A 13,750-nucleotide genomic window follows, 5' to 3' on the forward strand; every position below is an offset into this window, starting at 1 on the left:
GCTGTTGTCGGACAACTTTTCCACCGCTTCGCGGTTCCAAAATTGCCGCAAAGCTCTGCGTTAAATTTTAAGGAAAGGAGGCCTCCCGCAGATGAGCCTGCTGGTCTTGGTGCTCGGAATAGTCTTGTTTCTTGTTGGGGCTTATCTCCAGAGTGAGGATAAAAACAGCACCGCCGCTTGGTGGTTTATGGGTATAGGGGGGTTCCTATGGGTAGTTTCAATATACTAGGGAGGTCCAGGTGGTACTCAAGGTGGTACATATTAAGAATCGTTAGGCATGGCGCTGGGGTGAATTCTTGGTAAAATAGAGGTGGTTTCAAAACATCAGAATTGAGATTTCCTTTGAAAATCATGGTTTTGTCACGATGAGTGATGATCGCATGCGGGGCGACAAGCTTCTGTGCCAGATCTTCAAGAGTCCGCGTCAGGTGGGAATGTATCTCTATGTGGACAAGCGCCGGGGCGTCGCCGAGGTGCCGGAGGCATTGCTCGAGCGCTTCGGCACGCCGGTCCCGGCCATGACCCTGATCCTGAGTCCCCAGAAGCGGCTGGGGCGTGCCCAGGCGGTCGACGTGATGGCGGTTATCCGCGAGTCGGGCTTCTACCTGCAGATGCCCCGGGCCAAGGAGGATTACCTCCTCGACCTCCATGTCGCGACACCGAAACCCGTTTCGGGGTCAGACCCCGAATTTCGCTGAGGGGCCTGACCCCCAAGGATGCTGAATGCGCGAGCGGTTCTGGGAGTGCTATGATCTCGACGAGCTCACCGGGGAGGAGTGGGAAGCGCTCTGTGATGGTTGCGGCCAGTGCTGTCTGCTCAAGTTCCAGGACGAGGAAAGCGGCGATCTGGCGGTCCTCAAGGTGGCCTGCGAACTGCTGGATATCCATAGCTGTCAATGCAGCGACTATGCGAACCGCTTCGAGAAGGTGCCGGACTGCACCCAGCTCACCCCTGAGCGCATCGATGACTTCCGTTGGCTGCCCAAGTCCTGTGCCTACCGCCGCGTCGCGGAAGGGCGCAAGCTCGCCGCCTGGCATCCTTTGATCGCGGGCGGATCCGAGCGGATGCATCGCAAAGGCATCAGTGTGCGCCGTTTCGCCGTGTCACAGCGCGAGGTGCCCGAGCAGGAACTCGTCGACCATAGCATCGCCATCCTGCCCATCGACGGTTGATCGATCTTCGCCAGCGGCTTTCTCAGCCATCCCTTCCTTCCAGTCCCAATGCCCAGAGAATGAAGGCATCCTGGCGGGCATTGTCATGCCAGGCCTTGAAGCGGCCCGAGGCGCCGCCATGGCCCGCCGCCATGTCCGTTCGCAGCAGCACGGGGCGTTGCCGAGAGGGGGCGCGTTCGCTGCCGAGTTCCGTCAGGCGGGCGTAGAGCTTGGCGGGTTCCCAGTAGGGTACCCGAGTATCTTGCCAGCTCCCCTGCAGGAACACCGCCGGCCAGGGCTGTGCCGACAGGTTGTCCAGGGGCGAGTAGGCGCGGATGCGCTTGCGGGCATCGGCTTCGTCGGGGTTGCCCCATTCGGTGTATTCGGCGGTGGTCAGGGGGAGGTCGGGATTCTCCATGGTGCGCAGGACATCGACGAAGGGCACGTCGAGCACGGCGGCGCAGAAGGCATCCGGCGCCAGGTTGAGGCTGGCGCCCACCAGCAGGCCGCCGGCACTGGCGCCATAGGCGGCGATGCGGTCGCCGTCGCTGATGCCCTTGTCGACCAGGCTGTCGCGGGCGGCGAGGAAGTCACGGAAGCTGTTCTGCTTGTGCTCCAGCTTTCCCGCCAGGTACCAGGGTTCGCCGCGGTCGCCACCGCCCCGAACGTGTGCCACGGCGAAGGCCATGCCGCGTTCCAGGAGTTCCAGTCGGGCCACCGAGAACCAGGGATCCAGCACCTCGCCGTAGGCGCCATAGCCGTAGAGCAGGGTGGGCAGGGGGTGGCCGGCCAGGTCGGCACGCATGATCACCGAGACGGGAATCCGCTCGCCGTCATGTGAGGTGGCCCAGAGCCGATCACAGGTCAGGTCCTCGGGTTTGAGGTTGCCGTGGACGGGTTGCTGCTTGAGCCGGGTGCGTTCCCCGCTGTCCAGATCGAGTTCCAGCCAGGTCACCGGCAGAGTGAAGGATTCCTCCCTCAGTCGCAGCCGGCGACTGTCGAAGTGAGGGCTGTCCCCCAGGGCCAGGCTGCACGGCGTTTCCGGGAGCGGGAGTCGTTCGTCCCGTGTGATGGCATGATAACCGTCGAGTTCGAGGATGCGCAGGTGGACCTGTGCTTCGTCGTGATCGCGCTCGGTGATCACCAGGCCCCAGGCATAGGCATCCACCCCCTCCAGGGTGTGTCCTTGGCGATGATCGACCAGGGGCTGCCAGGTCCCGGATGCCAGAGCATCCTCGGCGACGACATCGAGGCGGAAATGCGGGGCCTCACGGTTGTGAAGCAGGTAGAAATGGCCGGGGCGATGGTCCAGGGAAAGTTCCACGCCCGACTCCCTGGCGCGAAAGCAGCGGGGGGGCGTTGTCGGGGCCTTCGCCGGTATCAGGTGGGATTCGCTGGTGTCCTTGGAGGCGCTCTCCACCACCAGCCATTCCCGTGAGCGGGTCTTGCCCAGGCCGAGCCAGAACTCGGGATCCTCCTCACGCAGCACCAGGCTGGACTCGCCCGCCCGGCCAGCCGCCAGGGGCAGCCGCCAGACGCTTTCGGGGCGCTGAGTGGCATCGAAACGGGTGAAGAGCAGGGTGGCATTGTCCTCTGCCCAGGTGAGTTCCGGGCCGATCCCCTCGAGCAGCTTGCCGGGATCACCATCCGGAAGGCGTTTTAGGTAGAGATCGAAGGTCTCGTCGCCTCGGGCGTCCTCGGTCCAGGCCAGCCAGTCCTCGTCCGGCGACAGGGCCATGTCGCCTACCTCCAGAAAGGAATGGGCCTCGGCCCTGGCCTGAAGGTCGAGGAAGCACTCGGCGTCATCGGGGTGGCCATTGGGATGCCGCCACCACACCGGGTAGTCGGCATCGGCGGCGGTCTCGCTCCAGAAGGTGTAGTGATCCAGCGGCGTTCGCAGGCCATGCACGGCGAGCTCTCGGCGGGCCAGGTGGCCGTGATAGAGTCGATCGACCAGACCTTCCAGGGGGGCGAACCAGGCATCCGATTCCTGGTTCGCCGCCTCCAGGAAGTGGCTGACCGCAGGGTCGTCGCGGTTTTCCAGCCAATGCCATTCGGGTTCATCGGGGCGGCGGTAACGGGAAACGGGGGAGTCTTGCGGGGTCGAGGTCATGGCGAGGTCGTTGAGGTCATCTCGGGGTGGCTGTGATTTCATGGGGCGGGATGTACCATACTCCATACATTGTCTGTAAAGGTGTGTCTCGGGACGCACGCACTGCGAGGTATCGATGCCGATCACGGAATCAATGACCCTACTATGGCTGAGCTACGGCTTCTTGTCGCTGGTGGTACTGATCACCGGTTATCTCGGACTGGCGTTCCTGCCACGGTTGCCGCGGCTGGTGATCACCTGGGCGGTCGCCGGGGTGATGTGGGTGCCTGCCCGCTTCCAGCTCCCTCTCCTCGAGGAGGGTGCCGTCTATCAAGGGTTCGCTCCGGCGGTGATAGTGGCCGCCGTCGGTTCCCTGGAAGACAATGCCCAGGCGATGATGCCTGCGCTGCTGCTGACGATGGTGGGAGCCGGCATGGGTGTTCTGATTGGGCTGCTGCTCTGGTGGCGGGGGCGACATGGCGGCGATTATGTCGACATGGAGGAAGACGAGGATCCGCCCGAGCCGACGGTCAGTCGGCAGCGTCGGGAGCCGAAGATCGGCTAAGGAGCCCGCAATGGCCAGTGGGATGGCGGAGAGAGAACGATGGAGGCCAGGTGTCGGCCTTTGCCTCCTGGTGGCCTTTCTGGCCTGGGGCATGATGGTGCCGTCCCTGGCTCAGCAACCCGTCGCACAGCAACCCATGGAAGGGCGTCCCGATGTCCGGGTGATCATCGATGTGTCGGGCAGCATGAAGGACAATGATCCGGACCAGCTCAGTGCCAGTGCCCTGGAGTTGCTGGTGTCGCTGCTGCCGGGCGGCGTCAGTGCTGGCGTCTGGACCTTCGGTGAGCGGGTGGAGAATCCTCTGCCGCTGGGCGAGGTCAATGCCGCCTGGCGGGAGCGTGCGCTGGCCTTGCCGCCGGAACTCGTGAACTACCAGCAGTTCACCGACATCGAGTCGGCCATCCGCGAGGCGGCAGCACCCGAGGCCAATGGCTGGCGCCACCTCGTCCTGCTCACGGATGGCATGATCGATCTGCCATCCTCCCGTGGTGCCAAGCCCGCTATCGACATGGCCTCCCGCGAAGCACTGGTGGGCGAACTGGCCAGCTCCCTGGCCAATCAGGGCGTGGCCGTGCATGGTATCGCCTTCTCCGACCAGGCCGACCTCTCCCTGGTGGAACGTCTCTCTCAGATCACGGGGGGGCTTTCCTCCACGGCCGAGAACCCCGAGAGCCTGCTGGGTGCCTTCCTGGATATCGTCGAGCGTATCTTCCCCGACGACCAGGTGCCCATTGAGGAGGGTCGGTTCGTCATCGACCCCGGGGTGGAGTCCTTCTCGGCACTGCTCTTCCACGAACCGGGCGGAGAACCCCTCCGGCTGGTGGCCCCTGACGGCAGTATCTATCTGGCCGAGGATCGTCCCGAGAATGTTCGCTGGCAGGTTGAGCCGCGCTTTGACCTGATACGTGTCCCTGACCCGGACCCCGGTGAATGGCGCCTGGAGGGGGTGCTGGGGGAGGACAGCCGCGTCAGTGTCATCTCGCCGCTGACCCTGCGCACCCGCCACCTGCCGGCGACCCTCTACCTGGGTTTTCCGGTGCCCGTCGAGGTCTGGATCGAGGAGGAGGGCGAGCTCCTCGCCGAGGGTCTCGAACACCTCTCGATCAGCGTCGAGCTCCGCGACATGCAGGGCGATATACAGGCCTCCCTGCAACTGGCCAAGGACAACGGCCGTTTCGTGGGGGAGCTTCCCGCACCGGCCTTGACCGGGAATGCACGGCTAGTGATCCGGGCCGAGGGTGAGGGCTTCCACCGCCAACGCATTCAGGCCGTGAATGTCCTCCCGGCCATCGGGGCGCTGCATGATCCCGATGCCGGTCGTGTGGTGCTGGCCGCCGAACACCCGCATCTGGACACGTCCAACACCGAGCTCTGGGGGGAGCTCGCCGGTGAGGTGATCCCGGCAGAGGCCATTTCTTCGCGGCGCTGGCACCTGCCCCTGCCGGAACTGGATGCCAGCGTAAGCCAGCCCCTGATGCTCAATGCGCGGATCCGCCGGGATGGTGAAACCCGCGAGGTGCGGCTGCCGCGACTGATTCTCAACCCTGAGGGGGACACCCACCTGGGCCTGGCCAACATGTCGGGGCCTACCCTCGGTGGCGAGCGACTGCAGGACGCTCCTGAGCGTGAGGAAGCGCCGCCACCCGCGATGATCGAGGCCGCCGATCGCTTCATGGCGATGGTCAACGCCATCCCACGACGCGCCATGGAACTCTGGGAGGAGGGGCGTCCCGGCCTGACACGGCTGGCCCAGAAATATGGCCGCGATCCGTTCGTCTGGGCCATCAGTGCTTTCTGTCTGCTGCTGGTGGTGGTATGGCTGTTCATCAGGCGCCTGCGTCGACCACCACGAATCACTCGCCGGGAAGAGCCGCATGTGTGAGTTGATGGGCATGAGTGCCAATGTGCCGACGGATATCTGTTTCAGTTTTACCGGTTTCCTTCATCGTGGAGGAGGAACCGGTCCCCATCGTGACGGCTGGGGGATCGCCTTCTACGAGGAAGGTGGTTATCGGGATTTCCGGGACCCGCATCCATCGGTGCGTTCTCCCATCGCCCGCTTGATCTGTGACTATCCCATCAAGTCCAACATCGTCATCAGCCATATCCGCCAGGCCAATGTGGGCCAGGTTCGCCTGGCCAATACTCACCCCTTCGTGCGCGAGATGTGGGGCCGTCCCTGGTGCTATGCCCACAACGGCCAACTCACTGGCTGGCAGGCCCTGCCGTTGAGTTTCTATCACCCGGTGGGTGATACCGACAGTGAACATGCCTTATGCTGGTTGATGGGGCAACTACGCCAGGCCTACCCCGAGCCCCCCGGCGATGAGCAAGGGCGTAGTGGGCTCTGGTCGCTCCTCCACCGGCTTTGCGAGCGACTGCGGGGCCTGGGCGTGTTCAATCTCCTGCTGGCCGATGGTGACTACCTCTACGTGTATTGTTCGACAAAGCTGGCGCATATCACGCGGCGGGCTCCCTTCGGCAGGGCGAGCCTTTCGGATGCGGACATGCGGGTGAACTTTGCCGAGCACACCACCCCTGACGACATCGTTTCCGTGCTGGCCACGACACCGCTGACCGACAACGAGGACTGGGTCTGCATGGCGCCCGGCGAGTTGCTGGTCTGGCGGGATGGATGCATCGAGGCACGCTATGCCAGCTGAGACGGGCCTTGCCTCTTTCGCCGGCCACCAGGCGCCGCCTCACGCCTTGACGACATCGAGGAGATCGCTTCCATGAACGAGCAGACCAATTCACCGGTGGTCCATGGCGAGCCGCTGGAAGGCCTGGATCAACGTGACTCGGTGATGGATGTCTTCCATGCCTCGGTCGAGCGTTTCGGCGATAAGCCCGCCTTCAGCTGCATGGGACAGACGATCACCTATGCCGAGCTCGATCGCCTCTCCGCGGATTTCGCCGCCTGGCTCCAGCATGAGACCGACCTCCAGCCGGGGGATCGCATGGCCATCCAGCTGCCTAATGTCCTGCAGTTCCCGGTGGCGGTTTTCGGTGCCCTGCGTGCGGGCCTGGTGGTGGTCAATACCAACCCGCTCTACACCGAGCGTGAGATGGTCCACCAGTTCAAGGACGCCGATGTCCGGGGCATCCTGATACTGGCCAACATGGCCCACAAGCTCGAGGCGATCCTCGATCAAACCGACATCCGGCACGTTCTGGTCACAGAGCTTGGCGATCTGCACGGCTTTCCCAGGCGGCTGCTGATCAATGCGGTCGTCAAGCACCTCAAGAAGCTGGTGCCCGGGTTTTCCCTGCCCGGCGCCACGCCCTTCCGCCGGGCCCTCAAGGTGGGCGCCGGGCAAGACCATCAGGCGTCCATCGGCGCGCCGGATGACCTTGCCGTACTGCAGTACACCGGAGGAACGACGGGTAAACCCAATGGTGCCATGCTCACCCACCGCAACCTGATCGCCAACATGCTCCAGGCGCGCCAGGCCATCGGTCCGGGACTCCGCGAGGGCGATGAGACCGTGATCGCGCCCTTGCCCGTCTACCATATCTATACCTTCACGGTGAACTGCCTGTTCATGATGGAGACCGGCAACCATTCGGTTCTCATAACGAATCCTCGTGACCTCGATGCCTTCGTCAAGACGCTCGGCAAGGTTTCCTTCACCGTTTTCATCGGCCTGAACACCCTGTTCAATGCCCTCTGTCATCGCGAGGATTTCCGTCGGCTCGATTTCTCTCGGCTGCACCTGACCATCTCCGGTGGCATGGCCCTGACCCGGGTGGCGGCCCAGCGCTGGGAAGAGGTGACGGGTTGCCCCATCGCCGAGGGCTACGGCCTGACCGAGACCTCACCGATTGTCAGCTTCAATCCGGTGGGCGCCATCCAGCTCGGCACCATCGGCCTACCGGTGGCCGGCACCTCGGTCAAGGTCGTCGATGCCGAGGGTAATGATCTGCCGCTGGGTGAGGCCGGGGAGCTGTGTGTCCGGGGTCCTCAGGTAATGAAGGGCTACTGGAATCGTGACGACGAGACCGCCGTGGCCATCGACGGCGACGGCTGGTTGCATACCGGCGATATCGCCGTACTCCAGGAGGACGGCTACATCCGTATCGTCGATCGCAAGAAGGACATGATTCTGGTCTCCGGTTTCAATGTCTATCCCAACGAGATCGAGGATGTCGTGGCCGCCCATCCCGGGGTACTGGAATGTGCCGCCGTGGGCATGCCCGACGAGACCAGTGGCGAGGCGATCAGGCTCTTCGTGGTGGTCAGGGATGGGAACCTGGATGCTGAGAGCCTTCGTCTCTGGTGCAGGAAGGAGCTGGCCGGCTACAAGATGCCGAAACGCATCGAGTTTCGTGACGAGTTGCCGAAAACCAATGTCGGCAAGGTGCTGCGCCGTCAACTCCGCGACGAACAGTTAGGCAGTCCCTGAACCCCGATGGCCTTGCCTGCATCGCTGCCATAGCGAGGAACACTATTGAAGAACACTGGCCTGGATTGGGCGCTCTCCGGCACGAGCGTTACAATAGGAGGCCAGTCCCGCCCTGCCGGGATGGGCACTCTGTTACCCGCCCGCACCGATGCCAAGGAGTCAATTCGTCCAACGTGACAACCGCGACTCGACCATCAATATCTGCCAGCCAGTCCGACAGCAACCTGATCGGGGCCCTTCGCCGGGATCTCGATGGTGCCATGCTGCGTGATGTCCCGGTGCTGGAAAGGCGCCTGCGGGGCCTGCAGCGCCGGATTCAGGAAGGCAAGCCGGTGGATCGTGGCCTGCCCCCGCTCAGGGATGCCCTGACGCGGTCCTGCCAGACGGCATTGCGCCGCGCTGCTCGACCACTGACCCTTGAGTATCCGCCTGAACTGCCGGTGGTCGAGCGGCGCGAGGACATCCTGGCGGCCCTGCGCGACCACCAGGTGGTGGTCGTGGCCGGGGAGACCGGCTCCGGCAAGACGACCCAGCTGCCCAAGCTCTGCCTGGAGCTGGGGCTCGGACGTCGTGGCCTGATCGGTCATACCCAGCCGCGGCGGCTGGCGGCCCGTTCGGTGGCGACCCGTCTCGCCGAGGAGATGGCAGTCCCCCTGGGTGAGCAGGTCGGCTACCAGGTTCGCTTTACCGACCAGACCAATGACGACACCCTGGTCAAGCTGATGACCGATGGCATCCTGCTGGCCGAGACCCGTCATGATCCGGATCTTCTGCGCTATGAGGCGATCATCATCGATGAGGCCCACGAGCGCAGCCTCAACATTGACTTCCTGCTCGGCTACCTCAAGCGCCTGACGACTCGCCGCCCCGACCTCAAGGTGATCATCACCTCGGCGACCATCGACGTGGAACGCTTCGCGGCGCACTTCGCCCTGCCGGGTCCCGACGGGTCGCCGAGGCCGGCACCGGTGGTGGAGGTCTCCGGCCGTACCTACCCGGTGGAAGTGCGCTACCGGCCACTGCTGCGCGAGGCCGACGACGAGGAAGATCGTACGCTGCAGGAAGGGATCCACCATGCCGTGGAGGAGATCGAGCAGATCGAGCGTGCGAAGCGCTGGTTCCATGGGCCGCGGGACATCCTGGTGTTTTTGCCCGGCGAGCGTGAGATCCGCGAGACCGCCGACACGCTGCGTCGTGCCGAGCTCAAGGGCACCGAGATCCTGCCACTCTATGCGAGGCTCTCCAACGCCGAGCAGAACCGGGTCTTCGCCCCTCACGCCGGGCGCCGCATCGTCCTTTCGACCAATGTGGCCGAGACCTCGCTCACCGTGCCAGGCATCCGCTACGTCATCGACCCCGGCCTGGTGCGCATCAGTCGCTACAGCTACAAGACCAAGATTCAGCGCCTGCCGGTTGAGCCGATCAGCCGGGCCAGTGCCGACCAGCGCAAGGGTCGCTGCGGGCGCGTGGCCGATGGGGTCTGCATCCGCCTCTACGACGAGGAAGATTTCTTCGGCCGACCCGAGTTCACCGACCCCGAGATTCGCCGTACCAACCTGGCCTCGGTGATCCTCTCGATGCTGTCGCTGCTGTCATTGAAACCCGATGACATCGAGGCCTACCCCTTCGTTGATCCGCCCGACTCGCGCTTCATCACCGATGGCTTCCGCCTGCTGTTCGAGCTGGGTGCCGTGGACGCGGACAATCGCCTGACCCCGACCGGCCGCAAGTTGGCGCGGCTACCCATCGATCCGCGTCTGGCCCGCATGGTGCTGGCCGGCGCCGACCAGGGTAGCCTTCGCGAGGTACTGATCGTGGTATCGGCGCTGGCGGTTCAGGACCCCCGTGACCGGCCGGCCGACAAGCGCCAGGACGCCGATCAGGCCCACCGCCGCTGGCAGGACCCCGACTCCGACTTCGTGGCCCTGCTCAACCTCTGGAACGGCTTCGAGGCCGCCCGGGAGGAACTCTCCGGCAACCGCCTGCGGCGCTGGTGTCGTGATCACTACCTCAATTATCTGCGCCTGCGCGAGTGGCATGACACCTTTCGTCAGTTGCGTCAGCTGCTGCGTGACATGGACATCCAGGTCCCGCCCCCGGCAGCTCCGTTGCCTGCCGCCGAGCCCGGTGATGACGACAAGGTCCGGCAGCAGGCCCGTCGCGAGAGTGCCGCGTCACTGCACAAGGCACTCTTGCCCGGCCTGCTTTCCCACCTGGGTGTGCTCACCGAGAATCGTGAGTACCTGGGGGCCCGTAACCGCAAGCTCGTTATCCATCCCGGCTCGGGGCTGGCGAAGAGGTCCCCCAAGTGGTTGATGGCCGTCGAACTTGTCGAGACCAGCAAGCTTTTCGCCCGCACCGTGTCCCGGATCGAGCCCCAGTGGATAGAGCCCGTGGCGGGTCATCTGGTGAAGCGTTCCTATGCCGAACCCCATTGGGAAATGAAGCGTGCCCAGGTGGTGGCCACGGAGCAGGTCACCCTCTTCGGGCTGCCCATCGTTGCCGGCCGCAAGGTCCACTATGGCCCCATCGCGCCGCAGGAATCCCGGGAGCTCTTCATCCGTCGGGCCCTGGTCGAGGGTGAATTCCGCACCAGAGGCGACTTCTTCGCCCACAACCGGGCGATGGTGGAGGAGGTCGAGGATCTCGAGGCCAGGGCCCGCAGGCGTGACATCCTGGTCGACGAAGAGACCCTCTTCGCCTTCTACGACGAGCGCATCCCCGCCGGTATCGTCAATGGCAAGGGCTTCGAGGCCTGGCGTAAGCAAGCCGAGGCCGAAACCCCCGATATTCTCAAGTTCGATCGCACGGCGCTGCTGGCCCGGGAGGCCGCCGAGATCACCGAGGCCGACTACCCGGGTGAACTCATGGTCAAGGGGGTGCGTTATCCGCTGAGCTATCACTTCCAGCCGGGGGCGCCGGATGACGGCGTTACGCTGACCGTGCCGGCGGCGATGTTGCCCCAGCTGCCCCTGGCGCGGCTCGAGTGGCTGGTGCCCGGCCTGCTGCGCGAGAAGTGCATCGCGCTGATGAAGTCCCTGCCCAAGGCGATTCGGCGACAGGTCGTGCCGATTCCCGACTGGGTCGATGCGGCTCTGGAGGCCTTGAGGCCGGACGACGTGCCCCTCACCGAGGCGCTGGGCGAGTTCTTGCGTCGCAAGACCGGTGTTCGCGTCCATCCCGACGACTGGCATCCCGAATCACTGGAGCCGCATCTGCTGATGAATCTGCGGGTGGTTGACCATCAGGGGAAACCTCTGGGTCAGGGGCGTGACGCCCGTGAACTGGAGCGCCACTTCGAGGCGGCAGCGAGGGAGGGGGCCCGCGCCCTGGCCGTCCAGGCCGGCGATGAGGGAGACGTCGAGGCACTGCCCGAGACGCCGCTACCCGAATCCCGAGTCACCAGCCAGGCGGGAATCCGCGTGGAGGCCTTCCCGGCCCTGGTGCCGAAGGGCGAGGCCTTCAGAGTCGAGCTATACGACCATCCGGACAAGGCTCGTGAGGCCCACCGAGATGGAGTCGTGCGCCTGTCGATGCGTCGGCTACCCGACGAGGTTCGTGCCATCGATCGTCTCAAGGGTGTCGAGACATGTGCCTTGCTGTTCGCCAAGGTAGGCACCCGGCGCCAGCTCACCGATGATCTGGTTCAGGCGGTATTCCAGCAGGTGGTGGCGGTTGACCCGCTCCCCCGTGGCCGGAATGAGCTCGAGGCGCGCCTCGAGGCGACCCGCGACGACCTCCTGCCCCGAGCCGAGACGCTGGTTGCCACCCTGGAGCAGGCGCTGAAGGGTCACCTGGCGGTGACCAAGGCACTGAAGGGCAACCTCAACCTGGCACTGGCACTGGTCTACAGTGATCTCAAGGCCCAGATGCAGCGCCTGGTGCACCCCAATTTCATCAGCGAGGCGGGTGAGTGGCTCGAGGAGTACCCTCGCTACATGGAGGCGGCATTGATTCGTCTGGAGAAGGCTCCGCGGGAGCGCATGCGCGACCAGATGCACATGCAGGAAGTGCAGGAGTTCGAGTTGCGGCTGGCCGCCAGGCGCAAGAGCGAGCGGCGCGGTGGGGTCGATGACCCGACACTGGTGGCGTTTGGCTGGTGGATCGAGGAGCTTCGCGTGTCGCTCTTCGCCCAGCAACTAGGCACCTGGATGCCGGTCTCCGTCAAGCGCCTCGAGAAGCACTGGCGCGAGATCAACGGGAAAACGACATGAATCGAATGAGAGGCGTCGGGACAGGCCAGTTGATGTTTCGGGGTGGTGTCCTCCTTCGGCAAGGGATAAAGTGCCGTGCTGCACCGCCTATAACTCGCCAGGGGCACTATTCGCTTCGCTGGCCACCACGGACAGGAAGGCAGGAGTGATCATGACATATCGCCTGATGAACAATGGATGGGCTGCCGGCCGTGGTCTTGCTGCCCTGCTGGTCCTGGCCTTGTTGGTGGGCTGTGCCGGCACGGGGAATACCCAGGAACGTAATCCCGTTGATCCCTGGGAAGGGTTCAATCGCAAGGTGTTCGTGTTCAACGATGCCCTTGACCGTGCCGTGCTCAAGCCGGTGGCCAGGGGCTATCGCTTCGTGACGCCGTCTCCGGTGCAGACCGGGGTGGGGAACTTCTTCTCCAATCTTGGCGAGCCCCGCACGGTGCTGAATAGCCTGCTCCAGGGCAAGCCTGGCAATGCGGCCGTCGCCACGGGTCGTTTCCTGATCAACACGACCCTAGGGATCGGCGGGCTCTGGGACTTCGCCACCCATATGGCGATCACCGGCATGGAAGAGGACTTCGGCCAGACCCTGGGTGTCTGGGGGCTGGATGAGGGACCCTATCTGGTGCTGCCGCTGTTTGGACCCAGCACGGTGCGTGATACCGGTGGCATGCCTGTCGATATGGCGACCTATCCCACCACCTACGTGGAAGACGACAAGATTCGCTACGGCCTGACGGCCCTGCGGATCATCGATACACGTGCTGGATTCCTGGATCAGGAAGCGCTGATTCAGGGCGATCGCTACAGCTTCATTCGTGATACCTGGCTACAACGGCGGCGGTTCGAGGTCAGTGACGGCGATCTCGGTGACGATCCGTTCGCCGGTGACGATTTCGACTTCGATGACGCGGATTTCGAGGCGTCGGAATCCGGTGATGCCCCCTCCGATTGAGGCATGAACGCAATGGGTCTTCCCAAGCAGCTGGTTGGAGTGATCGATGTGCCGGGGGAGGCGCGGGATGCGCTGGCTGACACCATTGCCCGGGAAGGCCTGGCGGTGTTGGCGGCAGACAAGATAGACGATCTTCCCGTCAATACGGCCCTGGTGGTGGCCCATGTTCGGGCGGTGCCCAGCCGGGAGTGGGCGTCACTCAATGCGCGCATCCCGACACTGGTGGTCAGTGACGACCGTCTGGATGCCGACTTTCTCAAGGCGGTGGATGCCGGACTGATCGACTATATCGTCGACCCCTTGCTCCATGGTCACCTGCTGCGACGGATGATCATCAAGGCTATCGATCTGCAGCGACTGGCCGATGAGCGAGCC

General features: G+C 64.1%; 9 protein-coding genes and 1 pseudogene. 9 read left to right on the top strand and 1 reads right to left on the bottom strand.

Features of this window, described 5'->3' with window-relative positions; genetic code table 11:
• Positions 1 to 365: 365 nt before the first annotated feature.
• Together ACESMD_RS10375 and ACESMD_RS10380 are read left to right on the top strand one after the other, a co-directional pair.
• On the top strand, positions 366 to 698 hold the full coding sequence (locus ACESMD_RS10375) for a YcgL domain-containing protein (protein ID WP_372612874.1): 333 nt from the start codon (positions 366 to 368) through the stop codon (positions 696 to 698).
• 25 nt (positions 699 to 723) lie between these two features.
• Positions 724 to 1,173 (top strand): YcgN family cysteine cluster protein, encoded by a 450-nt coding sequence (locus ACESMD_RS10380; protein ID WP_372612876.1) that lies wholly within the window; start codon positions 724 to 726, stop codon positions 1,171 to 1,173.
• A gap of 22 nt (positions 1,174 to 1,195) precedes the next feature.
• On the opposite strand, the gene ACESMD_RS10385 is transcribed toward ACESMD_RS10380, so the two are convergent.
• Positions 1,196 to 3,307, bottom strand: a complete 2,112-nt coding sequence (locus ACESMD_RS10385) for a S9 family peptidase (RefSeq protein WP_372612878.1) — start codon at positions 3,305 to 3,307, stop codon at positions 1,196 to 1,198.
• A 91-nt stretch (positions 3,308 to 3,398) separates the two neighbouring features.
• Here ACESMD_RS10385 and ACESMD_RS10390 point away from each other — a divergent pair, with 91 nt between their 5' ends.
• The 7 genes and pseudogenes from ACESMD_RS10390 to ACESMD_RS10420 all read left to right on the top strand — a co-directional run.
• The gene (locus tag ACESMD_RS10390; protein WP_372612880.1) at positions 3,399 to 3,809 is read left to right on the top strand and encodes a hypothetical protein; all 411 of its coding nucleotides are present in this window, start codon (positions 3,399 to 3,401) and stop codon (positions 3,807 to 3,809) included.
• Positions 3,810 to 3,819: 10 nt separating this feature from the next.
• Complete coding sequence (locus ACESMD_RS10395; RefSeq protein WP_372612882.1) at positions 3,820 to 5,691, top strand: VWA domain-containing protein; 1,872 nt, start codon at positions 3,820 to 3,822, stop codon at positions 5,689 to 5,691.
• Positions 5,684 to 6,472 carry a class II glutamine amidotransferase gene (locus tag ACESMD_RS10400; RefSeq protein WP_372612884.1) on the top strand — a complete coding sequence of 263 codons (789 nt, stop codon included), beginning with the start codon at positions 5,684 to 5,686 and terminating at the stop codon, positions 6,470 to 6,472. The genes ACESMD_RS10395 and ACESMD_RS10400 overlap by 8 nt, the downstream gene beginning before the upstream one ends.
• A gap of 72 nt (positions 6,473 to 6,544) precedes the next feature.
• On the top strand, positions 6,545 to 8,215 hold the full coding sequence (locus ACESMD_RS10405; RefSeq protein WP_372612886.1) for an AMP-binding protein: 1,671 nt from the start codon (positions 6,545 to 6,547) through the stop codon (positions 8,213 to 8,215).
• Between the two features lie 173 nt (positions 8,216 to 8,388).
• A complete protein-coding gene (gene hrpA, locus ACESMD_RS10410) occupies positions 8,389 to 12,429 on the top strand; it encodes an ATP-dependent RNA helicase HrpA (RefSeq protein WP_372612888.1) in 4,041 nt (1,346 codons plus the stop codon).
• A 151-nt stretch (positions 12,430 to 12,580) separates the two neighbouring features.
• The gene (locus ACESMD_RS10415; RefSeq protein WP_372612890.1) at positions 12,581 to 13,375 is read left to right on the top strand and encodes a VacJ family lipoprotein; all 795 of its coding nucleotides are present in this window, start codon (positions 12,581 to 12,583) and stop codon (positions 13,373 to 13,375) included.
• Positions 13,376 to 13,387: 12 nt separating this feature from the next.
• Positions 13,388 to 13,750 (top strand): annotated as a pseudogene (locus tag ACESMD_RS10420) (serine/threonine protein phosphatase); the annotation flags it as partial.

The sequence above is a fragment of the Halomonas sp. genome, from assembly GCF_041689495.1.
Lineage (GTDB): Bacteria > Pseudomonadota > Gammaproteobacteria > Pseudomonadales > Halomonadaceae > Halomonas.